23 protein-coding genes are annotated in these 25,684 nt (G+C 33.6%); 13 read left to right on the top strand and 10 right to left on the bottom strand.

Annotated features, from left to right (window positions below):
- Positions 1-81 precede the first annotated feature (81 nt).
- The 5 genes from JHL15_RS00780 (at position 82) to JHL15_RS00760 (ending at position 5,631) form a co-directional block, all read left to right on the top strand.
- The gene (locus JHL15_RS00780; RefSeq protein WP_200241582.1) at positions 82-996 is read left to right on the top strand and encodes a dimethylarginine dimethylaminohydrolase family protein; all 915 of its coding nucleotides are present in this window, start codon (positions 82-84) and stop codon (positions 994-996) included.
- A gap of 82 nt (positions 997-1,078) precedes the next feature.
- Positions 1,079-1,486: a four helix bundle protein gene (locus JHL15_RS00775; RefSeq protein WP_200241581.1), complete on the top strand. Its 408-nt coding sequence runs from the start codon at positions 1,079-1,081 to the stop codon at positions 1,484-1,486.
- Positions 1,487-1,544: 58 nt separating this feature from the next.
- Positions 1,545-2,474 carry a citrulline utilization hydrolase CtlX gene (gene ctlX, locus JHL15_RS00770; protein WP_200241580.1) on the top strand — a complete coding sequence of 310 codons (930 nt, stop codon included), beginning with the start codon at positions 1,545-1,547 and terminating at the stop codon, positions 2,472-2,474.
- A 169-nt stretch (positions 2,475-2,643) separates the two neighbouring features.
- Complete coding sequence (locus JHL15_RS00765; RefSeq protein ID WP_200241579.1) at positions 2,644-4,398, top strand: discoidin domain-containing protein; 1,755 nt, start codon at positions 2,644-2,646, stop codon at positions 4,396-4,398.
- A 21-nt stretch (positions 4,399-4,419) separates the two neighbouring features.
- Complete coding sequence (locus tag JHL15_RS00760; protein WP_200241577.1) at positions 4,420-5,631, top strand: serine hydrolase domain-containing protein; 1,212 nt, start codon at positions 4,420-4,422, stop codon at positions 5,629-5,631.
- 55 nt (positions 5,632-5,686) lie between these two features.
- Here JHL15_RS00760 and JHL15_RS00755 read toward each other — a convergent pair whose 3' ends face one another.
- The 7 genes from JHL15_RS00755 to recJ all read right to left on the bottom strand — a co-directional run bounded on the left by JHL15_RS00755 (position 5,687) and on the right by recJ (position 15,252).
- Positions 5,687-6,538 (bottom strand): alpha/beta hydrolase, encoded by an 852-nt coding sequence (locus JHL15_RS00755; protein WP_200241574.1) that lies wholly within the window; start codon positions 6,536-6,538, stop codon positions 5,687-5,689.
- Between the two features lie 77 nt (positions 6,539-6,615).
- Positions 6,616-8,916: a TonB-dependent receptor domain-containing protein gene (locus JHL15_RS00750; RefSeq protein WP_200241572.1), complete on the bottom strand. Its 2,301-nt coding sequence runs from the start codon at positions 8,914-8,916 to the stop codon at positions 6,616-6,618.
- Positions 8,917-8,987: 71 nt separating this feature from the next.
- Positions 8,988-11,249, bottom strand: coding sequence for an outer membrane beta-barrel family protein (locus tag JHL15_RS00745; protein WP_200241570.1), 2,262 nt, complete (start codon positions 11,247-11,249; stop codon positions 8,988-8,990).
- Positions 11,250-11,633: 384 nt separating this feature from the next.
- Positions 11,634-11,975, bottom strand: a complete 342-nt coding sequence (locus tag JHL15_RS00740) for a DUF3817 domain-containing protein (protein ID WP_200241568.1) — start codon at positions 11,973-11,975, stop codon at positions 11,634-11,636.
- 5 nt (positions 11,976-11,980) lie between these two features.
- Complete coding sequence (locus tag JHL15_RS00735; RefSeq protein ID WP_200241566.1) at positions 11,981-12,673, bottom strand: hypothetical protein; 693 nt, start codon at positions 12,671-12,673, stop codon at positions 11,981-11,983.
- Between the two features lie 116 nt (positions 12,674-12,789).
- Positions 12,790-13,374 (bottom strand): nicotinate (nicotinamide) nucleotide adenylyltransferase, encoded by a 585-nt coding sequence (gene nadD / locus JHL15_RS00730; protein ID WP_200241564.1) that lies wholly within the window; start codon positions 13,372-13,374, stop codon positions 12,790-12,792.
- Between the two features lie 165 nt (positions 13,375-13,539).
- On the bottom strand, positions 13,540-15,252 hold the full coding sequence (recJ, locus tag JHL15_RS00725) for a single-stranded-DNA-specific exonuclease RecJ (RefSeq protein WP_200241562.1): 1,713 nt from the start codon (positions 15,250-15,252) through the stop codon (positions 13,540-13,542).
- A gap of 260 nt (positions 15,253-15,512) precedes the next feature.
- Here recJ and JHL15_RS00720 point away from each other — a divergent pair, with 260 nt between their 5' ends.
- From JHL15_RS00720 to JHL15_RS00710, 3 genes are all read left to right on the top strand, one after another.
- Entirely contained in the window at positions 15,513-16,223 is a 711-nt protein-coding gene (locus JHL15_RS00720; RefSeq protein ID WP_200241559.1) for a ferritin-like domain-containing protein, read from the top strand.
- A 25-nt stretch (positions 16,224-16,248) separates the two neighbouring features.
- Positions 16,249-17,064 carry a ferritin-like domain-containing protein gene (locus JHL15_RS00715; protein ID WP_200241556.1) on the top strand — a complete coding sequence of 272 codons (816 nt, stop codon included), beginning with the start codon at positions 16,249-16,251 and terminating at the stop codon, positions 17,062-17,064.
- Positions 17,065-17,172: 108 nt separating this feature from the next.
- Positions 17,173-17,985: a M48 family metallopeptidase gene (locus JHL15_RS00710; protein ID WP_200241554.1), complete on the top strand. Its 813-nt coding sequence runs from the start codon at positions 17,173-17,175 to the stop codon at positions 17,983-17,985.
- A gap of 69 nt (positions 17,986-18,054) precedes the next feature.
- On the opposite strand, the gene JHL15_RS00705 is transcribed toward JHL15_RS00710, so the two are convergent.
- The gene (locus JHL15_RS00705) at positions 18,055-19,677 is read right to left on the bottom strand and encodes an ABC-F family ATP-binding cassette domain-containing protein (protein WP_200241552.1); all 1,623 of its coding nucleotides are present in this window, start codon (positions 19,675-19,677) and stop codon (positions 18,055-18,057) included.
- 119 nt (positions 19,678-19,796) lie between these two features.
- Between JHL15_RS00705 and smpB the strand changes: the two genes are divergently transcribed.
- From smpB to JHL15_RS00680, 5 genes are all read left to right on the top strand, one after another.
- Positions 19,797-20,255, top strand: coding sequence for an SsrA-binding protein SmpB (smpB, locus tag JHL15_RS00700; RefSeq protein ID WP_200241550.1), 459 nt, complete (start codon positions 19,797-19,799; stop codon positions 20,253-20,255).
- Positions 20,256-20,332: 77 nt separating this feature from the next.
- On the top strand, positions 20,333-21,841 hold the full coding sequence (locus JHL15_RS00695; RefSeq protein ID WP_200241548.1) for an OmpA family protein: 1,509 nt from the start codon (positions 20,333-20,335) through the stop codon (positions 21,839-21,841).
- Between the two features lie 94 nt (positions 21,842-21,935).
- The gene (locus JHL15_RS00690) at positions 21,936-22,676 is read left to right on the top strand and encodes a YebC/PmpR family DNA-binding transcriptional regulator (protein WP_200241546.1); all 741 of its coding nucleotides are present in this window, start codon (positions 21,936-21,938) and stop codon (positions 22,674-22,676) included.
- A gap of 58 nt (positions 22,677-22,734) precedes the next feature.
- Entirely contained in the window at positions 22,735-23,562 is an 828-nt protein-coding gene (locus JHL15_RS00685; protein ID WP_200241544.1) for a UDP-2,3-diacylglucosamine diphosphatase, read from the top strand.
- Complete coding sequence (locus tag JHL15_RS00680) at positions 23,559-24,530, top strand: glycosyltransferase family protein (protein ID WP_200241542.1); 972 nt, start codon at positions 23,559-23,561, stop codon at positions 24,528-24,530. Before JHL15_RS00685 ends, JHL15_RS00680 begins: the two co-directional genes overlap by 4 nt.
- On the opposite strand, the gene JHL15_RS00675 is transcribed toward JHL15_RS00680, so the two are convergent.
- Together JHL15_RS00675 and JHL15_RS00670 are read right to left on the bottom strand one after the other, a co-directional pair.
- A complete protein-coding gene (locus tag JHL15_RS00675) occupies positions 24,519-24,809 on the bottom strand; it encodes a GNAT family N-acetyltransferase (protein WP_200241539.1) in 291 nt (96 codons plus the stop codon). The genes JHL15_RS00680 and JHL15_RS00675 overlap by 12 nt on opposite strands.
- Positions 24,810-24,914: 105 nt before the next feature.
- On the bottom strand, positions 24,915-25,664 hold the full coding sequence (locus JHL15_RS00670) for an RDD family protein (protein WP_200241536.1): 750 nt from the start codon (positions 25,662-25,664) through the stop codon (positions 24,915-24,917).
- Positions 25,665-25,684 lie beyond the last annotated feature (20 nt).

Below are 25,684 nucleotides of genomic sequence, written 5' to 3'. Positions count from 1 at the left end.
GAATTAATTCTTAGGAGAAACTAATTCAAAAGTTTTCCAGATAGAGCCCTTTCCCTATATTTGTATATTGCATAAATCTTTATGAAACTAAATATTAAAAACGAAACAGGAAGGTTAAAATCAGTTGTTCTGGGCCAGCCTAATTCTCTGGGACCTGTTCCCACCCTTGAGGAAAGTTATGACGCGAAGTCATACTACTCAATCGAACACAATATATATCCGAAAGAATCGGATATCATTGATGAAATGAATGCTTTTGAAGCTGTATTGAAAAAATATGACGTAGAAGTTTTACGTCCAAGTATTATCAAGGACTACAATCAGGTTTTCGCCAGAGATGTAGCATTTGTAATTGATGATAAAATGATCATTTCAAATGTGATTGTTGATCGGGCAGATGAACAAGAAGCTTATAAAAAGGTTTTTGAAAAAGTAGCTTGGAGAAAAATCATCAATCTACCCGAAACAGCTCACATTGAAGGGGGAGACGTAATTGTTTGGGATGATTTCTTATTTATAGGGACTTGTTTTAGTGAAGATTACAGAAACTATAAAACAGCAAGAACGAACGAATACGCAATAGAAATTCTGAAAGAGTACTTTCCGAAAAAAAGGATTATTGACTTGGAATTAAAGAAGAATGATAAAATTCCTTTTGAAGGAATTCTGCATTTGGATTGTACATTCAACCCGATAGGAAAAGATAAATGCCTTATTTATAAAAACGGTTTTGTGGATGAAAGTGACTATCGCCTGATTATTGATATTTTCGGTGAAGAAAATTGCTTCCATCTTACAGACGAAGAAATGTTTGAAATGTTTCCGAATATTTTCTCAATCTCTCCGGAAATAGTAGTTTCAGATAAAACATTTACACGAATGAATAACCATTTGAGAAACGAATGGGGAATGACAGTGGAAGAAATTCCATATCGTGAAATCTCTAAAATGGGAGGTCTTCTACGTTGCTCTACAATGCCTTTGGTAAGAGAGTAAGAGAGTAATAGAGTGGGAGGGTTCGAGTGTTTGAGAGTAGGAGGTTTTGAGGGTTTTGTTTTTTATGTATAAAAGTAAAATTATGTCAACAGTTAAGTTTCATCAGGATTTAAGAGTTTTTCAAAAGTCTTTTGAAATGGCTATGGCAGTTTATGAAATTTCAAAATCTTTTCCGAAAGAAGAACTTTATTCTCTTACAGATCAAATCAGAAGGTCATCCAGATCTGTGTCAGCTAATATTAGTGAAGCCTGGGGAAAAAGAAAGTATGAAAAATCTTTCATTGCAAAACTTACAGATTCAGAAGGTGAAGCAAGAGAGACCCAAACATGGCTACAATTTTCTTTAGCGTGTAAATATATTAATGAAGATCAATTCAATAACTTAAATAATCAGTATAATCAAATAATTGGGATGTTAGTTAGTATGATAAGTCAATCGGAAAAATGGTGCTCATTTTCATCTTTTAATCGAGAGGAGAATAATTTCTAGTTTCAATCTGATTAAGACTCTCATACTCTCAAACCCTAATGTTCTCAAACATAAAAAAATGCAAACAACAGATACAGTATTAATGATAGAACCGATTGCTTTCGGTTATAATGCGGAAACCGCAGAAAATAATTATTTTCAGGTTGAACAGAAAGATTCTGATGTTCAAGCTAAAGCCTTAGGCGAATTCAACATTTTTGTTGAGAAATTAAGGAATAAAGGAGTTAATGTGATCACAGTTAAAGATACTTTAGATCCTCATACTCCAGACTCTATTTTTCCAAATAACTGGGTAAGTTTCCATAAGGACGGAAAAGTTGTTCTTTACCCTATGTTTGCCTCAAACAGAAGAGTAGAAAGAAGAGAAGATATTCTGGAAACGATAAAAAGCAAAGGTTTTGAAATAACTGAAATAGATGATTGGTCTCTTCCTGAAATTCAAGGACATTTTTTGGAGGGAACAGGAAGTATGATCTTCGATCATGATAATAAAATAGCTTATGGTTCTGTGTCTTTAAGATTAGACGAAAAACTATTCAGAGACTTTTGTGAGAAGTATGGCTTTGAACCTATCGTTTTTCATTCTTTTCAGACAGTAGGATCAGAAAGGCTTCCTATTTATCATACCAATGTTATGATGTGTGTCGCAGACAAATTTGTCGTGATCTGCCTGGACTGTATCGATAGTGAATTGGAAAGAAGCAAGGTTATAGAAACCATTAAAAATTCCGGAAAAGAAATTATTGAAATTTCCGAAGAACAGATGCAGCAATTTGCCGGAAATATGCTTCAGGTTCAGAATAAGGATGGTGAGAAGTTTTTAGTAATGAGCCAGACTGCCTACGAGTCTTTGACATCAGATCAGGTTTCAGCTATTGAAAAATATTGTGAAATCATCTACTCAGATTTGAATACGATAGAAGTAAACGGTGGGGGAAGTGCTCGTTGTATGTTAGCGGAAGTTTTCTTACCTAAGAAATCAGTTTAAAATAAGGAAAATACTTACAAATATTCTTCTGGTTTTGGAAACGAAACCAGAAGATTTTGTTTTTATGCAGTTCCAATTTGAAAGATCGAGCAATGAGGTTCATAAATGACACATAAGAGAAAACCGAAAAAAGTTAAGTAGATTTGTGTTTTAAGTAAAAATTATGAAGATGCAGAAGTATTTTTTTATAATCCTTATTGTATTGGGATTTGGCTTGAATGCTCAACAGAAAACATTTTGTAATCCCATCAACATAGATTACGGATATACCCCATTCGAGTCTTTTTCAAAACAAGGAAAACACCGTGCTACAGCTGATCCTGTCATTGTTAATTTTAAAAATAAACTTTTTCTGTTTTCAACCAATCAGGAGGGCTATTGGTACAGTGATAATATGCTTGATTGGAAATTTGTAAAGAGAAAGTTTCTTAGGGATAATAAGTATATTCACGATCTTAATGCGCCTGCAGTTTGGGCAATGAAAGATACCTTATATGTTTTTGGTTCTACCTGGGAGCAGGATTTTCCAATTTGGAAAAGTACAGACCCTACCAAAGATGATTGGAAAATTGCAGTAGATACTTTAAAAGTTGGCGCCTGGGATCCTGCATTTCATTATGATGAAGATAAAAACAAACTGTATTTGTATTGGGGTTCAAGTAATGAGTGGCCTTTGTTAGGAACTGAAGTGAAAGTTAAAACCTTACAATCTGAAGGTTTTGTAAAGCCAATTCTAAGATTGAAGCCTGAAGATCATGGTTGGGAACGTTTTGGTGAGTACAATGATAATGTTTTTCTTCAGCCTTTTGTTGAAGGAGCCTGGATGACAAAACACAACAACAAATATTATATGCAGTACGGTGCTCCTGCCACTGAATTCAGTGGTTACTCAGATGGAGTTTACGTTAGCAAAAATCCTTTAGAAGGATTCGAATACCAACAACACAATCCATTCTCCTATAAACCAGGTGGTTTTGCAAGAGGAGCAGGACATGGGGCAACCTTTGAAGACAATTATAAAAACTGGTGGCATATTTCAACGATTTTTATTTCCACAAAAAATAACTTTGAAAGAAGATTAGGAATCTGGCCTGCTGGTTTTGATAAAGATGATGTAATGTATTGTAACACATCTTATGGGGATTATCCTACCTATCTTCCACAATATGCTCAGGGTAAAGATTTCTCTAAAGGTCTTTTCACGGGCTGGATGTTACTGAATTATAATAAACCGGTTCAGGTTTCATCCACTTTAGGAGGTTATCATTCCAATTATGCAGTAGATGAAGATATCAAAACCTATTGGAGCGCTAAAACTGGAAGTTCCGGTGAGTGGTTTCAGACTGATCTGGGTGAAGTTTCCACAATTAATGCCATTCAGATTAATTATGCAGACCAGGATGTGGAGTTTCTGGGAAAGACTCTGGGGATGATGCATCAATACAAAATCTATGGTTCAAATGATGGAAAGAAATGGACCGTTATCGTAGATAAAAGTAAAAATACCAAAGATGTTCCCCATGACTACGTAGAACTTGAAAAACCAGCAAAAGCAAGATTTCTAAAAATGGAGAATCTGAAAATGCCTACAGGAAAATTTGCATTAAGTGGATTTAGAGTATTTGGAAAAGGAGGAGGAGAGCAACCTTCAAAAGTTCAGAACTTTGTTCCTCTACGTGCAGATGCAAAAAAATATGGAGAAAGAAGAAGCATTTGGATGAAATGGCAACAAAATCAGGATGCAGATGGTTACGTTATATACTGGGGGAAATCTCCGGATAAATTGTACGGAAGTATTATGGTGTATGGCAAAAATGAATACTTTTTCACTGGAGCAGATAGGACAGATGCCTATTATTTTCAGATTGAAGCTTTTAATGCCAATGGAATTTCAGAAAGAACAGAGATCATGAAATCAGAATAAAACTAAACCAACTATAACACCATGAAAACACTCAATTTTTTACCTATCTTATTGTTCCTGCTAATCATCTTAGGGTGTAAGAATAATGAGGCTGAAGAATATCAAACTGATCTTGACGCTGCTATCAGGAGAATTCATGCTGATCTTCAGAAAGAACTGAATACAGATGTTCCCTCATTAAGCGTTTATATTGTTTCACCGAAAGGAACATACTTTAGTACAGTAACGGGAAGTAATGGTACTCTTGTAAGCAAGAAAACCAATTTCCGTTTTGCGAGTAATACCAAGAATTTTACATCTACAGCTATTTTAAAAATGATGCAGGACGGATGGTTGAAATTAGATGATAAAATTACAGCCAATATACCTGGAACAAATACTCCATATGTTCCTAATACTGCAGAGTGGAATTTCCCGAATAAGGATCAGATCACGATTCGAGAGCTTTTGCAGCACAATGCCGGAGTCTATGATGTGACAAATGATGCATCTCAATATAATGTAAATGGTGAAACCTATACGGATTATATGTTGGAAAACTTTCCTGACCATCAATTTTCCACAGGTGAATATGTGAAAATCCTTACCGACCATAATCTCACTTATGGTTTACCCAATACGGTATATCATTATTCAAATACCGGATTTTCTATTTTGGGAGAAATTATTTCGAGAGTGTATTCACAGAAATCCGGTTCGTTTAAAACTTATGGGAGCTATATGTATGATAAAATCGTGGGGCCATCTTCAAAAGTTCCATTAGATATAAAATTTCCTGAATTAGCATCGGACAAAAACCTGGTAATACCTTACGTTAAGGGCTTTATTAAATTTGCTGACCATAATGAGATAACAGATCAAAAGAACGCAAGTGCCCATGTAGCAGAGGGAAATGGAGTAGGTAATATGGTTATGCTCTCCGACTATATAAGAAGTATAATGAAAGGAGAAAATGTTCTTAATGTTTCAAGCGTAGAACAGATGAAAACGAGTAAAGGCTCAGCCACAACTTCTGGTTACGGGTTAGGATGCTCTTATGTTCCGGGGGTAGGATATGGGCATAATGGTGCTACGGAAGGGTACCTTTCCACAATGCTTTATGACCCTGAAACGGATTTTTCAGTAGTCGTTCTTCTTCCTTTCTGGGATTTAAGAAATATGAATAATTTCACGAAATGTCTTTCTACTTTGAATACTACAGCACTCGAAGCGAAAAAAGCATTGAAATATTAGGGAAAGAAATAACTCAATAAATTGAAATAGAACGCTTTGATTAAGTTCAAAGCGTTTATTGTTTATCCAGATCCTGTATAAATTGAGCCACTTTATTAATAAGGAAAGTATTATTCTTGTCTTTATCCCAATCAAGATGCCCTCCATTAAATTCAAAAGACTGATGAAAGACATTGTTTTTGTTTAGGACAGAATCTAAAATTACTTTTTGTGATAACGGAATAACCTGATCATTTTTACCATAATAAGAAAAAGTGGGAGCTGAGGTTGTATTGATCCAACGAACAGGACTTATAAAATTTGCCATTGATAAACCGGAAGGAAGTACTTTTGGATCTGCCAGATGGTTTTCAACAAACGAATAATCAAAATAAGTTTTAAAAGCAGGATCGGCCAGGTCAGAAGGCCCTACAATATTGATAACGGCTTTTACTTTTTTATATGGATCATATTGATAAGCATAAAGCATTGATAAATGACCACCAGCACTGTTTCCCAGAAGTATAAATCTTGGTTTATACTTTAACATTTTTTCTAAATGTTCAATGGCCTTGCTGATATCATCACTTTGGTTTGGGATGCCAAAACGAGAGATGGATGCTAGTCTGTAATTAATATTCGCAAAAATAGCTTTAGGAAGCTGTTGCATCATTTGTAAAGTAAAAAATGTGAGCTCAGATTTATTTCCACTACGCCATCCACCACCATGTATCATTATAAACACAACAGGTTTTGAGTTAGAATGGGCAGGAATATATAAATCTAACTTTTGTTCAGGATCATCACCATAAGAAATGTTTTCTTCACTTTCGAAAGAGGTCTTATTTCCAAGCTGTATTGTTTTTTTCTTACAACCATTAAATAAGAGTAATAGCAAGCAGCCAAAAACAATAAGTAATTTTTTCATAAGTTATAAAGATAAAAAACTCACTGAAAGATCAGTGAGTTAATACAAAATAATTGATATGAAGAAATGAATGTTTTTTATCTTGTTCTGCTTTTAATAGCGTCTGAGGCACCTTCAATGTCCCTGATTTTTTTCACTTTTTGATTTCCAAAATTGTAAGTGATGCTTAGGGTCATGCCTCTTCTATATTGGTCGTTTCGGATATAATTGTAATTTCCGTTTGGCTGATAATCTTCTATTTCGACGATGTTCGTTCTTAATACATCATTTACATTGAGTGCAAAAGTCCAATCATTCCAGTTTTTCTTGATGCTCAAATCCAGACTCATTAGGTTTTTTAACATTCCTAATTCGATTTGTTGTTTATCAACAAAGAAGTAATTGACACCTAAGAACCATGTTTTTTTCTTATCCAAACGAATGGTGTTGTTACTTGTAATTACAATACTTGTTGATTTTACAGTATTAGTATACACCAATGGTTTTCCGTCTTTGTCTACAAATGTATCTCCACTTGTAGGATCCTCAGCTAATGATCCGTTATTAATGTTGTGCTGAACTCCTGCATTAAAGTTCAACGTTAAATATTGTTTAAAGAAGCTTTTTTGAATTCCAACCATCGCAGACATTTCCTGTTTGTCTCCAAAATTCGTTCTGATATAACGCAATACATTTTGAGTGCCTATTTTCCCATCTGCAGATTTTATGAAGCCCTGTAATGGAACCTGAGTAATCTGATCTTTAAAATAAGAGTGATTCAAAATCAGGAAATAGGAATTTTTATACATATAAGTCAATTCCTGATTATAGGTAGAAGAAGCTTTTACAAATGGATTGTTTTGCGTATAATTAAATTCTGTAATATAGTTTCTTACCGGATTCAGTTCCCAGAAACTTGGTCTTCTCATTCTGCTTGAAAATGAATAAGAGATATTATTCTTATCATTAATAGCATAATTAAAGCTTAAATACGGAAGGAAATTATTATAATCTCTCTCAATTCTTTGATATTTTTGGCTTTCTATGGTATTTGTAGGGTTATCTGCTGTTCCTAAACTTTTTGTGATCTCATACCTTGCTCCTACTTTTCCTGAAAATTTATCTGAAAATTTCTTTTCGAGTGTGAGATAGGCTCCATATATATTTTCGTCATAAATGAAATGATTGAAATCAGGCTTACCTGGTGGATTCTTAATTTCGTTACCATTTTCATCTATGAACTGATACGTAAAGTTTTTAGTATCATTATTTGTTTTGGTTTTATTAAAGTTTCCTCCTAAGGAAAGAGTAAAGTCATTTTTAAATTTCTGGATATAATCAATAGTTCCTGAAAAGTTGTTGATAATCTGTGGTGTTTCCTGTGTGATTGTTTGCCCAGGTGTGGAATAACCACCCATCTTATCTGGTAGCATTGTATTGTTTTTTGCAAACTGGAATCTCTTATATATAAGATATGCAGCATTAGCATTAAATTTACTGCCAAGTGAATCTAATTTTATCTCATAATTTAAGTTTACAGAATTATTGTAGTTTCTGCCGTCAGCTCTATTTTTAGTCCATGTATGTGTTGTTTCTGTAATCCCCTTTTTATTTGGCTGTGTTAAAGTATTAAACAGGTCGATGGTAGAGTTATTACTCTTATTTGCCCATGAGTTCCATGATAAGGCTAAATTACTTTTCTCTGTTAATTGATAATCAATATTAAGATAACCTCCGAGGTTTTTATTAGGATCATCTATATCACCTACAGATTCATTTTTTAATTTATCCGTTCCATTTCTTAGAATATAAGATTGTGGTTCTATATTTTCACCACCATTCAGATTAGCACTGATTCCTAATTTATCCTTTCTGTAATTAACTGAAAAACTAGCTGAGCTTGCATTGTACTTATTTTGAGTGTTGGACATTCTCATGTTTCCATTCAGTCCGTCGCTCATTTTTTTCTTTAAAACAATATTGATAATTCCATCCGAAGATTCTACTTGATATTCACTTCCTGGAACGGTAATAACTTCAATCTTTTGAATGTTTTCTGCAGGAGTGTTTTTTAAAAATTGTACAAGAGATTCTGCATCCATATTCGTTTTTCTTCCGTTAATATAGATGAGGGCGTTATTCTTTCCTGCGATTTTTAAAGTTTTATCATCTGTTGATGAAAGCAGGGGAGTTTGCTTTAATATATCGAATGTTGTATTTCCTTTGGCAACGGGGGAGGCAGCAACATCATAGACAAAACGATCACTTTGTTTTTTGAATACTTGTTTTGTTAAAGTTACCCCTTCTATGTTTTTGGTTTTTACGGAGTCTGATTTTTTTTCCTGAGCAAGAGCAAGTCCGCTGAAAAATATGGCTGCAATGAGTAGTGGCGTTTTCATGAGTTTATTTTTTAAGTTGAGGTTTTGATTCTGAATGGGGCTTAAAACAGAATCTTAGAGAGGTTTATTAATTAAGTTCTTGATTTTACAGCATCATTGGCTGATTTCATTTCTCTGGTTTTTTTGAGTTTTTGATTACCAAAATTGTATGTAACACCTACGCTGAAAATTCTTGGATACTCAAAATTCGTAACATTGTTAAAGCTTCCATCAGGTTGAACTCCTTTGATTTTACTGAAGTTTTGATTGAATACATCATATACTTCAACTAGGACAGTCCAGTTATTAATAATCTTTTTCACATTAAGATCTAAACTTTGTCTGGTTCCTAATTCTCCAATTTCTATCTGGCTTTTTCCTCCGTAGAAATAATTAACTCCCAGGAACCAGTCTTTTTTAGAAGAAAGGCGAATTGTATTATTGAACTGTGCTGAAATATTGAAGTTTTTTACATCAATAACATATGGGGTAAGTACTTCTGTTTGTCCTGGAACTGGTCTTGATGTTGGATCTTCAGATACGGTACCGGAATACATAGCATACGCTAAATTCACAGAATAATTCGTTGTCCAGATGTCTTTGAACCAGGATTTGTTCATTCCTAATGTCAAACCAAGTTGTTTGTTATTACCATAATTGGTTCTGATGTACCTTAGGAATTTTGTGGTAACCATAATAGGATCTCCGCTATTATCAAGTATTATTTTTCCATTTTCGTCCTTTTGAGGTTTTGTTACTGTTCCCTGTAAAGGAACCTGGTTTGAAGCATCTTCTACATAATTAAAACTTAGGTTTGCATAAAAAGCATTCTTAAACATATAATTGATTTCCTGATTATAATATTTAGAAGCTAAAACAAACGGGTTGTTTTGGGTGTAATTATCTGGTGTGAAGTAAGTTCTGGATGGGTTTAGTTCCCAGAATCTCGGTCTTCTAATTCTGCTTGAAAAAGTATAGGTGATATTATTATCTGCATTGATAGCATAATTGAAATTAAGATAAGGAAGTAGGTTATTATAATTTCTGTCAAATCCGGTCTTTCCTAATATTTCTCCGGTACTTCTTGTCATTTCATAACGCGTTCCTATTTTTCCGGATATTTTTTCGCTTAATTTTCTTTCGTACGTAAGGTAAAGCCCCAGGATATTTTCTTTATAAATGAAATGATTGGTCTGATCGAAATCGTTTACGAAACTGTTACTGGCTTTTGTATAAACATCTTGTCTTGTATCATTATCTGTTTTAGTGTTATTATAACTGATTCCCATTAACCATGAATTCCCTTTCGCCGTTTTTTTAACATAATCTATATTGGCTGCGTAATTGTTAATAATCTGTGGAACCCATTGTTTAAAAGCTCCGTATTTATTATTATCAGCGTCATAAAAAGGGAATGTTTCGTTGATGCTGTATTTATCTCTATTGAACCATAAGTAAGAAATGTTGGAAGTCAACTTACTGCCCAATGAGTCTGTCTTGATTTCATAGTTTAAATTAAAAGAATGGTTTCTCGTTTGTGCATCCTCGTCATTTACAGTTCTGTTTTTCAAAACTCCATTTTGAATATTGGTGATATCTAAAATTGAATTAAAGCTTTTATTGTATCTCATATTGTATGTGAAACCTAAACTTTGCTTTTTATTAATTTCGTAATCAACATTAACGCTTCCTCCAAAATTTTTATTAGGATCATCATTGAATCCAAAAGATTCATTTTTGAAAGTGGAGTTTCCGTTTGAAAGTCTATACTTTTCTCTGTCTGTCCAGCTTCCTGTACTGAAATTGGTACTAACGGCGAATTTATCTTTTCTCAAATTGAATGATGCACTTGCAGAAGGGTTGTTATAATAAGCCTGCTCATTCTGCATTTTTACTGTCCCGTTATAACCATTATTTCTGCTTTTTTTCATCACAATATTGATGACACCATCATTCGATTCAACTTGAAATTCACTACCAGGAACTGTGATAACTTCAATTTTCTGGATGTCTTCTGAAGGAGTGTTCTTAAGCATTTCAATTAATGCCTCAGCATCCATATTAGATTTTTTATTGTTGATGTAAATGACCACTTCAGATTTTCCCATGATCTTCAATGTTTTTCCATCAATACTGGAAATCATTGGAGTTTGTTTTAGAAGGTTGAATGTGTTCGTTCCTTTTGCAATTGGGGAAGAAGCAACATCATAAATAAAGCGATCACTTTGTTTTTTGAAGACTTGTTTCTTTAAAGTAATACCTTCTATATTTTTAGTTTTTAGAGTGTCTGATTTCTGTTGGGCAAAAACAAATCCTGTGAAAAATAAGGCTGCTAAGAGAGTGGGCGTTTTCATGATTCTATTTTTTATTTGTTAATAGCTTGTATTTGTTATTATTTAACATTACAAAGATATATAATAAATTTAGTATTATGCAATACAAAGTACTTAAAAAGTTTTTACAATATTTTTAACTTATTGATTTTCAGTTAATAAAATTTTAGTTAAAAATTTTTATATAATTTAATTGACTCATTTATTAGACAACTTAACAAAAGAAGTTATTACATTGAAACTAAAAATTAGAAGAAATTAACATAAAAAGAAGCAACATAGAAGCGCCTCAATTCCAAATATTGGTGAGTAATGTCCTGTTTGCCAAAAAAACGGCACGAGAATTTTGATGAGTTGTTGTAGTAATCTTAAAAATAAAAAAAGGACTAATCCAGTCCTTAATTCTTACTCTCTATCAAAACGGGCTAGCTTTTTATCTACCCAGATTGTTGCAAAAGGGAAAAATGCGGAAAGCAATGCAAAGACAAAATCTTCATCATCCCACTTAAAAATCTTTCTTACAGGAAGGCAAAGTAAAAGATAGATCGTGAAAAACAGGCCATGGATGTTTCCTATAACAATAATAAAAATCGTAGGTAATAATCCTTCGTCGTCATATCTTTTCCAGATCATGGCAACTCCATAAAGTAAGAAACAAGATAGTGCTTCAGCTACACAAATTTGCTTAAACCATTTGATGATTTTTTCCTGAGAATATTTTGAGAAAAATTTTTCGATGAAGTTCATTTTAATTATTTATAATAAATTTTAAAAGATTTTTTCACACCACGCAGGACGTTTTGCCTTGAAAGTGCAAATTTACTGGATTTAATAAAATTTCTAATTTTTTTTTCAAAATAAGGGATAAACTGTTCATTTTGTTGATTCTCGAAATGATGATTTAAACCTTCTAATTTTAAGGTATAGTTTTCTTCATCTAATTCTAATGTAACTTCAGTAAATGATTGATTCTCTTGTGTTGAATATTTATAGCTTTGTGGATATGTGAAGTTTTTAAAAAAATATTCGTTGATTAAAATGTCCGCTGGTTGAGGCGTTCCTTCATAAAGCCAATAAGTATGATCGTTGTATTCGAAAATTGAAGATAGATTTTCATTAATATGTTCTAAAATTGATTGTTTTATAATGTTATTAATAAAATCTTCACCAAAATTTTTCTCTGTAAAGTAGTTCATGTATCGATGATAACATAAGTTATCTGTATAATGTAAAGGTATATCACTACCCATCACAGTTCCTCCCCAAATAATATTATATTTTTTTAAAGCTTCTCCAAGTTCTTTTTTTGCAGGAAAATCATCTCCACCTGGAGCAATAAGGTATATAAAATATTTATTTTCAACCTTTGAATCGATAACTGCTTTTACTGAATCACTACTGCATTGTTTTCTAAAATATTTTAGTCTCTCTTGATATCTTTTCATGTACTCTATTTCTCTTACCTTTTGGAGAGAATCTTCTACTTTAGTAGATGTATCTTGACAAAAGAAAAAAGACTGTGTGAATAAAATAAAAAAGAGTATATACAATCTCATACAAATTATTTATAAAAACTACTACCATCCAAATATTCAAAAACTTCGGGAGGAAGCATAGGTCTTACATTTTTGCCCTGCTTGATCATACTGCGGATTTCTGTTGCTGAAATTTCTATGACAGGTGCCTTAATAAGGGAAATATTTTCATGTTGTAAATAATCTGAATCTTTTTTCTCACCCTCAAAAACTCTGGGATACACAATAATATGATAATTTTTTATCAGTGTTTCCGAGTTTTTCCATTTATGAAGACCATCCAGATTATCTTCACCCATAATTAAACTAAATGAATGATCAGGATATTTTTCATTAAGATAAGTGAGCGTATCGATCGTATAGCTAGGCTTGGGAAGAGAAAACTCTACATTCGAAGCTCTCATGTTAGGATAGTTTTTTATTGCAGCCTGAACCATATCTAACCGGTTATGATCTTTCAATAACGATTTTTTATCCTTAAATGGATTTTGCGGGCTTACAACAAACCACAATTCCTCCATATCGGAATTCTCCAAAATGTAATTCGCTAAAATAAGATGTCCAATATGTATTGGATTAAATGAGCCGAAAAAGAGACCGATTTTTTTCATTTTACTTAGATGGCAGATGATAGTTTATAGATTGCAGTATTAATGTGTTGTGTAGTTGGTATTAAATTTCTTTTTAACTCTTTGAAATATGTAAAGCAATTAAAAATAAGTAATCTGGGTATTGGTTTTTCTGCTACCTGCTACCTAGCACCTAAAACCTTATCCCTAATCTCTAAACTTCACATCCTTAATATTCAGATAATGAGTTACATTTCCTTTCCAATGGTTTTCTTCTAAAGTAAATGCCAAATCAAAATATTTGTTTCTGAAATCTTCTGAGAATTGGCCTAATTTAAAACCAACACATTCGATATTTCTGCCAGTAGATTCTTGTTTAATATAAAACTTAACATGGTTATTATCTTTTCCCATTGTTTTTATATATCCCGATAGTTTCTGGTTTTTTAATGCCAGAATAGGTTTCATATTATGAGGTCCAAATGGTGCTAATTTCCTATGGAAGTTAATAAACTCTCTGTTGATCTCATCTATTTCAATTTCAGAATCAATGATGATGGAAGCTTCCTTTTGATGCTCCTGAATCTTTTCAGTGACCACCTTTTCGAATTTTTCTTTAAAAGCTTCAAATTTTGATTTTTCCATCGAAAGTCCGGCAGCGGCATGATGGCCTCCAAATTTTAGAAAATATTCAGAACAAAGATCCAATGCCTCATGCACATCAAAATCAGAAACTGATCTTGCTGATGCTACCATTTCACCATTATTTCCATCGGTAAAAACCAAAGTAGGTTTGTAATAGGTTTCAATAAGTCTTGAAGCTACAATTCCTATAACTCCTTTATTCCATTCCGGATGATAAACAATAGTAGTAAGCTTGGTTTGTTGCTGTGATTCTATAATTTGGTTTAATGCAGAAAGTGTCGAGTTCATATCAAGCTCACGTCTTTCATCATTAAGCCCCATGATATCACTCACGATCTGATGGGCGTGCTTCAGATTATCCGAAACCATCAGTTCTACGGCTGCCTTTCCATGAGAAATTCTACCCGCAGCATTAATTTTTGGAGCAATCTCAAATACAATATTTGAAATTTCGAAATGAGAAAGTTTGTCTTCAGGAATGAGAAGTCTTAAGCCCAAGTTTCTTGTTTTTCTTAGAGTTTTCAAGCCCATTTTAGCTAAAACCCTGTTTTCTCCCGTCATGGAAACAATATCAGCTGCAATAGATATAGCGAGAAGATCTGTTAATTCAAATAATTCAGCATCTGGAATTTTATAAATTGTATTTAATCCCTGACATAATTTGAAACCTACTCCACATCCTGAAAGTTCCTTGAAAGGATATCTGCAGTCACTTCGTTTAGGATCCAGAACGGCAACGGCATTGGGAATCTCTTCACCAGGTAAATGGTGGTCACAAATAATAAAATCAACATCTAAACTTTGTGCATAGCTGATCATATCAATAGCCTTGATGCCACAATCCAGTGCAATAATTAAAGAAAAGCCATTTTCTTTTGCAAAATCAATCCCCTCTGTTGAAATCCCATAACCTTCGGAATTTCTATCAGGAATATAATAATCCAGGTATTTTTTTTGAACTATTTTGCTGAGGTACAGATACATTAGTGCAACAGCTGTGGTTCCGTCTACGTCATAATCGCCGTAGACTAATATTTTTTCTCCATTTTCAATTGCTGTTGCAATACGCTCTACTGCTTTTTGCATATCAGCCATTAAAAAGGGACTGTGTATATCGGTAAGATTAGGCTTAAAAAATTCTCGGGCCTTTTGATAATTGTCAATTCCTCTAAGAACAAGAAGTTTAGATTCAAAAGTTCCGAAACCAAGGGACGAACTTAATCTGTCTACAACTTCCTCATCGGGTTCAGGTCTGTAAATCCATTTTTGACTCATTTCACAAAAATAGGGAAAATATATTTTAAAAAGGAATGATCAACCGTTAATATAATAATATAAAATAAAGGAGCCAGGTCGCATAAAATACATCTGAATTTAATTCATTGTAAATATTTAATGTTTTGGTTTTTAGTTGTTTAATATTAAAAAATCATAAAACTCTAATAAGAATTAATAAAATTTTGGATTTTGTAAATCCAAACATAATGGATTGTCGTAAATGATATTAAATAACTAAACACTTTAAAATTAATATTATGAAAAAGACAATTAATGTTTCTAACCAGGGAGCAACCTTGGATACAGGGAGAAGAAATTTCTTGAAACTCGGAGGTATTGGGCTTGCTATGGCAGGCTTAGCATTAGTGGGTTGTGACGATAATGATGATTTCCAGATGGATGATAGCAAAGTATTTGATCTTGGATCCGGAGATGTAGGTGTACTTAATTATGCGTATGCTCTTGAGCAGCTTGAAGCAGATTTTTATACAAAAGTAGTTAACAGTTTCTATACTGGAATTTCAACTGCTGAAAAAGAATTATTTACAGATTTATATCATCACGAAGTCATTCATCGTGATTTTTTTAAAGCTGCAATAAGTGGGGTAACTTCTAATGTATTACCAAAGCTTGAGTTTCAATATCCCAACGTAAATTTTAGTAATAGGAGTTCGGTATTAGCTACAGCAAAGGCTTTGGAAGATACAGGTGTAGCAGCATATAATGCTGCAGCAAAGTATATTACAAAACCAGACTACTTGGTAATTGCAGGGAAGATCGTTTCTGTAGAAGCCAGACATGCATCTGCAATAAGAAATGCTATTAATCCAGGATCAGCTGATTTTTCTGGAGATGATGTTATAGATGCTAACGGATTGGATGTAGCTAAAGAGCCAAAAGATATAGTAATGGCTGCTGGAGGATTTATAAAAACGCCATTTACATGGAAAGAAAGAGGCATTAATTAAACTATTAACTTTTAAACTTACAGTTATGAACATTCTTAAATTACTAGATAAATTTTCTGATGATAAATTTTTTACAACAGAAGCTTCAAGATTAGAAACCCTTACAAATATTTCTGCGTTTGGAAAGAAAGCGGCCATTGCATCTGTTCCTCTTGGACTAGGGCTAGCAATGTCAACTCCTGCTAAAGCAGAGACTCAAAGCATAGAAGTTCCGGGAAGTTTCTTTAAAACTGCTTTAACAGATGCATTACAATTAGCTTTAACTTTAGAATATTTAGAAAATGAATATTACGCTATGGGGCTAGGTGCAGCAGGTTTAATTCCTAATGGGGATCGTACAGTTTTTATGCAAATTTCTAAGCATGAATCTGCACATGTGGGTTTTCTAAAAAGTACATTGACGTCCCTAGGGGTTACACCAGGAGCAAAACCTAATTTTGACTTTACTGCCGGAGGTAATTTTGCTCCGTTTACAGATTATAATCAATTTTTAGTTCTCGCTCAGGCTTTTGAAGACACCGGTGTAAGAGCATACAAAGGACAGGCGGGAAATGTGATGTCAAATAAAGTCGTGTTACAGGCTGCTTTACAAATTCATTCAGTTGAAGCAAGACATGCTTCTCAAGTAAGAAGAATGAGGGCTAATAAAGGATGGATAGAACTAGCGAATGGTGGAAATATGCCTGCCGCTACAAACCCTGTATATGCAGGAGAAGATAATACAAATCAAGCTGGATACAATACTGCAACAGCATTTGGAGCAGCAGCTGGTTCTGCCGCTTATGATGAAATTTTAAGTGGTAGTGACGCAACTGCAATTGCTTCTTTGTTTATTGTATAAAGTGATTTCTTAATATTAGGTGTGAGTCTCTTTCTGGAATTTTCTAGAAAGGGACTTTTTTAGTTAAAAAAATTATATATTCGCTGCTCAAACCAAAATATAATTTATATGAAGAAAATTATTTTAAGTATATGCTTAATAGGAGCTGTACATGCATTTCAAGGGCAGAAAATTAACCTCGGAAAAATCACTGATGTAGCTTCTAAAGGAGCAAAAGCATTAACATTCACTAATGAAGATGCTGTAAAATTATCTAAAGAGTCTGTAGATTGGATGGATAAAAATAATCCGGTTGCAGGGGCAAAAGACCCTTATACGGTAAGACTGAATAAGCTTTTTGGTAAGCATAAATCACAAGATGGTCTCAATCTTAACTATAAAGTATATAAAGTAAAAGACATCAATGCCTTTGCTTGTGCCGACGGAAGTGTGCGGGTATTTTCATCATTAATGGATATCATGACCGATGATGAGTTGTTAGCAGTAATAGGACATGAAATAGGACATGTGAAAAATCAGGATACAAAAGATGCCATTAAATCGGCTTACTTAAAAGCAGCGGCTTTGGATGCGGCATCTTCCGCTTCATCTACTGTAGCTACCCTAAATGATAGCCAGGTTGGTAAGATGGCCAATGCATTCCTGGATGCTTCTCATAGTAAAAAGCAGGAATCTGAAGCAGATGTTTATTCTTACGATTTTATGAAGGCTAATAAATACAATGTGGTAGCAGAATATACGGCATTTAAAAAGTTAGCATTGCTTTCAGAGGGAAGTACACAGTCTGGTTTCCAAAAAATGTTTAATTCTCACCCGGATAGTGAAAAAAGAGCTCAGAATATAAAGAAGAGAGCAGAAAAAGATGGGTTATGGAAAGATCCGGGCACGGTTACTTTACCGACAGCTAAGCTTACGAAATAGCTTGATGTCCTAAATAAAAAAAGCCTCAAATATTTGAGGCTTTTTTATTTTAAATATTTTCTTAGTCAATTAAGAATACATTTTCTCTCTTAATTCTTTCACTTTTTTATCAGCAAGATATTCGTCATAGCTCATTTCTCTATCGATAATTCCATTAGGAGTTAATTCGATGATCCTGTTACAGACTGTTTGAAGCATTTCGTGGTCATGAGATGCTAACAAAAGATTTCCTTTGAAGTTAGATAAAGAGTTGTTTAATGTGGTAATACTTTCCAGATCCAAGTGATTGGTAGGTTCATCAAGAAGTAAGATATTAGCTTTTTGAAGCATCATTCTACTGAACATACATCTCATTTTTTCACCTCCGGAAAGTACTTTACAAGATTTTAAAGCTTCATCACCTGAAAATAACATTCTTCCTAAAAATCCTCTCATGAATTCTTCATGACGTTCCTCGTCATTTTTAGTAAATTGTCTTAACCAGTCTACTAAGTTGATATCTTCTTGGAAGAAATTAGTGTTATCTAAAGGCATGTGAGACTGGTTCGTTGTAACTCCCCATGCAACAACCCCTTTGTCGGCCTCAACATTTCCAGCCAAAATCTCGAAAAATTCTGTAATAGCTAAAGAGTTTTTAGAAAGTACAGCTACTTTATCTCCCTTTTTAAGATTTAGATCTATGTTTGAGAAAAGTAATTCACCGTCTTTAGTTTTTTCAAGACCTTTAACATCTAAAATCTGATCTCCTGCCTCTCTTTCCATTTCGAAAATAATTGCCGGATATCTTCTTGAAGATGGCTTAATGTCATCGATATTTAATTTATCGATCATTTTCTTTCTAGCTGTAGCCTGTTTAGCCTTAGCAACGTTTGAACTAAATCTTGCAATGAAATCCTGAAGTTCTTTTTTCTTTTCTTCAGCTTTTTTATTAGCCTGTGCTCTTTGTCTTGTTGCTAATTGAGATGCCTGATACCAGAAAGAGTAGTTACCTGTATAAAGATTAAGTTTTGCATAATCTAAATCTCCGATATGCGTACACACCGTATCAAGGAAGTGACGGTCGTGAGATACGACAATAACTGTGTTTTCATAATCAGCAAGGAAATTCTCCAACCAGGCAATAGTGTCAATGTCAAGGTCATTGGTAGGCTCATCCAGAATAAGTACATCAGGATTACCGAACAGAGCCTGAGCCAAAAGAACCTTTACTTTGTCCTTGTTCTCAAGTTCTCCCATCATCTGCCAATGCATATCGTCTTTGATACCTACGTTAGAAAGCATTGTCTGAGCATCAGATTCTGAATTCCATCCTCCCATTTCATCATAAACAACGCCTAATTCTCCTGCTTTGATACCATCTTCATCAGAAAAATCTTCTTTTGCGTATAACGCATCCATTTCTGCCTTTATCTCAAATAACTTTTTGTTACCTCTTAGTACTGTTTCCAGAACATTATATTGATCGTATGCAAAGTGATCCTGCTCTAAAACAGACATTCTTTTTCCAGGCTCTAATGATACACTTCCTGTAGTTGGGTCCTGTTTTCCTGTTAATATTTTAAGGAATGTAGATTTTCCTGCTCCATTAGCTCCGATAATCCCATAACAATTTCCTTTAGCAAACATGATGTTTACTTCGTCAAAAAGAACTCTTTTCCCGAATTGTAAAGATAAGTTAGATACTGTTAACATATAGTTTTGTAAATTTGGCGCAAAAATACGAAAAGAATTTGGGTAATTTATAATAATGTAATAGTCAAGTTTTTAAATGAAAGGTATTTTTGTATATTTCATAATGAAATTTTAATATAATGAAGATCGAAAAAACAGTCAACATATTAAATAGAAAAGCCCGATTTGAGTATGAAATCGTAGAAGAAGTAGAAGCAGGAATGGTTTTAACAGGTACAGAAATAAAATCTTTGCGTTCTTCTAAAGCATCCATTGCAGAATCCTTCTGTCAGTTTATTGATGGGGAATTATATATCATTAATATGATGATTGATGAGTATAAATTGGGAACTTTTTACAATCATAAAACAAAAAGGGAACGGAAATTGCTCTTGCACAAAAAAGAATTACAAAAATTCGAAAAAAAGTTAAAAGATGCAGGGAACACAATTATACCTCTGAAATTATATATTACCGAAAAGGGAAAAGCTAAGGTCTTAATAGCCCTTGCCAGAGGTAAAAAGCTTTTTGATAAAAGGGAAGCGATAAAAGATAGAGAAAATAAACGAACCCTCGATAGAATATTAAAGAAAAGTTAAAAATCATTCAAAAAACTTTGTATATAAAGAAAAATTATATTTATTTTGCAATATCAATTATTTAATCATTTAATTCTATGAAAAATCTAAAATTAGGAATTTCAGCATTGGCGCTTACCGTTGCCTCTACTGTTTTCGCGCAGACTACCAATAATCCGTGGTTGATCGGAGTTGGTGCTCATGCAGAAAACCATAAAGCAATACGAAGTGACTTTGGTAACACTTTCAGTGCGAGAAATTTAACGAAGACAATGTTCAATATGAACAACTTCTCTATTACTCCTCCATTATCTAAACTTACAGTTGCTAGAAACATTGGTAAAGGTTTAGTTATTGACTGGCAGACTTCCGTAGGAAATGTTGAGAATAAAAGATTCAACATGGGGAAAGAATTTATGTTAATGACGGGTCTTGGTTTCCAAGCTAAAGCTGCAGGTCTTTTATGGAACGAAGAATCTTGGTTTGACCCTTACTTAAGAGTAGGTGCTAACTATTTAAGACATGATTATACTTCTCTAACTTTCCCAAGACAATCTGTTAATGGTGAGTGGGTAAGTAACGGAGACGGTGGTAACGAAAATGGTAAAGCTAACTTCTTTACAGTTTCTACTGGTGCAGGTGCTAACTTCTGGGTAACTAAAAACTTCGGTTTAGGTATTCAAGGAGATTATGTATCAACTCCAGGTGATAAATCTAACGTTGCTAACTTCTGGCAAGCTTCTGCTTCATTATTATTCAGATTTGGTAACAGAGATAGAGATAAGGATGGTATCTTAGATAAAGATGATCTTTGTCCTGATACTCCAGGTTTACCAGAATTCCAAGGATGTCCTGATACTGACGGTGATGGAGTTCCAGATAAAGACGATCAATGTCCAGATGTAGCAGGACCAGTTGAAAACAACGGTTGTCCTTGGCCAGATACTGACGGAGATGGTGTTATCGATAAAGATGATGCTTGTCCTACAGTTGCAGGTCCAGCTGAAAACAACGGTTGTCCTTGGCCAGATACTGACGGAGACGGAATCTTAGATAAAGATGATGCTTGTCCTACAGTTCCTGGATTACCAGAATACAACGGATGTCCTAAGCCTAAAAAACAAACAGCTACTGAAGTAGAAAACGAATTCAGAAATGTTTATTTCGATTTCAACAAATCTTCAATCAAAGCTGAGTCTAAACCAGCATTAGATAGAGCTGCTGAAATCATTAAGAAAGATGGAGGTCACTATCTATTAGAAGGTAGAACAGATGCTAAAGGTTCTGAAGTTTACAACTTGAAGTTATCTAGAGAAAGAGCTGCTTCTGTGGTTGCTGCTTTAGATGCAAGAGGTGTAGAGTCTAACTCACTTAAATCAGTAGGTGTTGGTAAAGCTAAAGCTACAGTTCCTGCAACTGCAACTGACGCTGAAAGACAAGCTGATAGAAAAGTAGTTGTAACTGCTATCGAAGATGATGCTCAATGGAATACAATCGCTAAGAAAGATTACGCGGATGCTCCAGTTAAAAAAGCAACAGCTAAGAAGAAAGCAACAGCTAAGAAAAAAGCTCCAGCTAAGAAAGCGACAGCTAAAAAGAAAAAATAATTAATTTTTCTAAATAATTAATACCTCCAATTTTTTGGAGGTATTTTTTTTTTGTTGACTTTTAAGTAATTTTGTTGAAAATTTAAAAATTAAAATGGGAAGAGCATTTGAATATAGAAAAGCTTCTAAAATGGCCCGCTGGGATAAAATGGCCAAAACTTTCTCTAAAATTGGTAAAGATATAGCATTAGCAGTAAAAGCTGGTGGAACAGATCCTGAAGCAAACCCTGCTTTGAGAAGATGTATCCAAAATGCAAAAGGGGCAAACATGCCTAAAGATAATGTAGAAAGAGCAATCAAAAAAGCAAGTGGTGCAGATGCTGAAAACTATGAAGAAGTTACCTATGAAGGATATGGTCAGGGAGGAGTAGCATTTTTCGTAGAATGTACTACAAATAATACAACCAGAACGGTAGCTAATGTAAGAGCTGTTTTCAATAAATTCGATGGTAACCTTGGAAAGAACGGGGAATTAGCATTTATCTTTGACAGAAAAGGAATATTCTATATTGATACGGCACAGGTGAAAATGGATTGGGATGAATTCGAAATGGAGATGATTGATGGAGGAGCAGAAGATATAGATAAAGATGATGAAGAAATAATGATTACTACTGCTTTTGAAGATTTTGGTTCTTTGTCTCATAAATTAGATGAGCTAAAAATTGAGGTTAAAAGTGCAGAACTTCAAAGAATTCCAAACAATACCAAAGAGGTTACTGAAGAGCAGTTTAAAGCGAATATGAAAATGCTTGACCGCTTTGAAGAGGATGATGATGTGCAAAACGTGTATCATAACATGGAAATCACAGAGGAGTTAATGAACTCTTTGTAAAAAAATAATATAACATTCATATATAGTTAACTTTCAATTAGTTTCTTTGCATAAAACTATGAGAAGAAACGTTGAATTAGTTGTTATTTCGGATGTACATTTGGGAACTTATGGATGTAAGGCTAAAGAATTATTAAGATATCTGAATTCTATTCAACCTAAAACTTTGGTTTTGAATGGTGATATTATAGATATCTGGCAGTTCAAAAAGTCTTACTTCCCTAAACCTCACCTGAAGGTAATCAAGAAGATTCTCTCTTTTGCCACTAAAAATACTGATGTGTACTACATCACAGGAAATCATGATGAAATGTTCAGGAAGTTTACCGATTTTGAATTAGGTAAACTGAAGGTCTGTAACAAAATTTGTCTTGATATCGATAAAAAGAAAACATGGATTTTTCACGGGGATGTATTTGATGCATCTGTTCAACACTCCAAATGGATCGCAAAACTGGGTGGAAAAGGATATGATATGCTGATTGTAATCAATAATGTTGTCAATTGGATCTTAGAGAAGATGGGTAGAGAGAAATATTCATTTTCAAAGAAAATCAAGAACAATGTAAAAAAAGCGGTGAAGTACATTGGAGACTTTGAGCTTACTGCTTCTGAACTGGCCATAGACAATCATTATGATTATGTAATCTGCGGACACATTCATCAACCACAGATTCGGAATGTTGTTAATAAAAAAGGTTCTTGTACCTATCTTAATTCTGGTGATTGGATAGAGAATTTATCCGCTTTGGAGTATGACAATAAAGAATGGAAAATTTTTTATTATGATGATCATAAGCATTTGCTCCAGGAAGATGAGACAGAAGAAATTCAGGATCTTGATACTGCCGATCTTTTAAAAATAGTAACTAACTTTTCTGAATGAAAATCCTATATGCATTTCAGGGTACCGGGAACGGGCATGTTGCCAGAGCTCAGGAGATTATTCCCATCTTAAAAAAATATGCTTCAGTTGATACGTTAATCAGTGGACATCAATCGCAATTAAAAGCTGATTTTGACATTAACTTTCAACATAGGGGTATTTCTTTGCTTTATGATAAAACAGGCGGTTTATCCTATCGAAAAACATTTACTGAAAATAAATTCATTCAGGCGATAAAAACAATTAATGAATTAGAATTAAAACAATATGATCTGATCATTAATGATTATGAGCCTTTAACAGGTTGGGCAAGTAAATTGAAAAAATTGCCAATGATTGAACTAAGTCACCAGGCCTCAATGAGCTTTGCAGAAACTCCGAAACCTGAAAAGAAAGATTTTCTCGGCGAGTTTATTCTTAAGTATTATGTTCCAAGTGAGAGAAAAATAGGATTTCATTTTGAAAACTATCATCCGCAAATCAAGAAACCTGTTATCCGGCATAAGATTCGAAATCTTAATCCAGCTAAGAAAGGATATTATCTCGTTTACTTACCTAGCTTTTCAGATGAAAATATCATCAAGATTTTAAAACAAATTCCTGTAGAATGGAAAGTGTTTTCCAAATATAGCAAGGTGAGGGTTAAAATTAAAAATATAGAGGTCTTTCCAATTGATGAAACCGAATATCTAAAGTGTTTTGAAAACTGTGATGGTATCTTATGTAGTGCTGGTTTTGAAGCTCCTGCAGAAGCTCTCTTCCTCGATAAAAAATTATTTGTTATTCCAATCCATAATCAATACGAGCAGGAGTGTAATGCTTGCGCATTAGATAAAATGGGAATATCAAACTCTAAAATTTTAAAGCTTGAAGAAATCATGGCATGGGTAGCTTCTGATCATCATTTAAAAGTGGATTACCCTGATGATATAGAAGATATTTTGCTGAATGAAGTTTTAATTCTTTAATAAGATATCGTCAACATCACTCATTCTGGTCATAACCGATCTTGCATAAGAACAATGTGGATACACTTTCCAGTTGTTTTCTCTTGCAAATTTTATTGCTTCTTCTACCAGGTATTTTCCCATTCCTCGTCCTTCAAATTCGGGATGAACTAATACGAATGAAATAATCAGTTTATTTTCTTCAGGAAAAATAGTATATGTTAATCTTCCGATTTCTTTGACTTCATTATTTAGGGTAAGAACTCCGCCATTTCCGGATTTATTATTTTCAAATCTCATAATTAAAAGCTTAGTATTAATGAATGTACAAAAACTACACCGAGTTTGCGTTTAGGAATAAATGGCATATTTTAAATTATCCGGATAAAAAAATCAACCCAATGATTAATTGTCTTTTCCTGTATAATAATTGTAATCTTTAATGACAATGTTGATAAACTGTCTTTCTGTCATTTTCACAGGATCAATTTCCAATTTCAAAATATTTTTGATTTTATCGGACAACTTACTTATGATTTGTCTGTCATCTACCCTTAGCGCCTTCATGTAATTGTCCTTGATGATTCTCATATCATTATCACTTAAAGCAATAACCTGAGGAAATGAAGGAATATAATCTTCTTGAATATTTTCAAGAATGGTGTGAGAAATATTGATGCTGTTTTTTAGTGAAATTACAGCAGTACCTGATGCAATGTCTCCAAGTCGTTGATTGTTTTTAGAAACAATCATTGAAATTAAACCAATAACTCCGGCAAAAGAAGTATCTATTATTCTAAATACCCAACGGATCAGATAATCACCAAAGCTAGCCTGGTAACCATCAATTTTTACTACTCGTATTTTCATTACTTTTTTTCCTGGTGTTTGCCCTTCCATCAGACTTTCCAAGACCAAAGGATAGATATACACGGGAAATGTAATAGCGATATAAATGGCCATCTGAGACCACTGATCAAGACCATTTAATAAATACCCCAAATCAAAAAAATTGAAAAATACGTAGAAGGTGATAACTACATAGGCCACTTTTATCAAGAGATCAATAATAAATGCAAGCATTCTTTCTCCAACACTGGCAATGTTGAAGTTAATATTTACATTTTGTGAGGTATTAATCGCAATTTGAGACATAATTTTTATTATTTTAGCCT

Source organism: Chryseobacterium paridis, from assembly GCF_016595215.1.
GTDB classification, from domain to species: Bacteria; Bacteroidota; Bacteroidia; order Flavobacteriales; family Weeksellaceae; genus Chryseobacterium; species Chryseobacterium paridis.
This window is presented reverse-complemented; position numbering and strand designations above follow the sequence as displayed.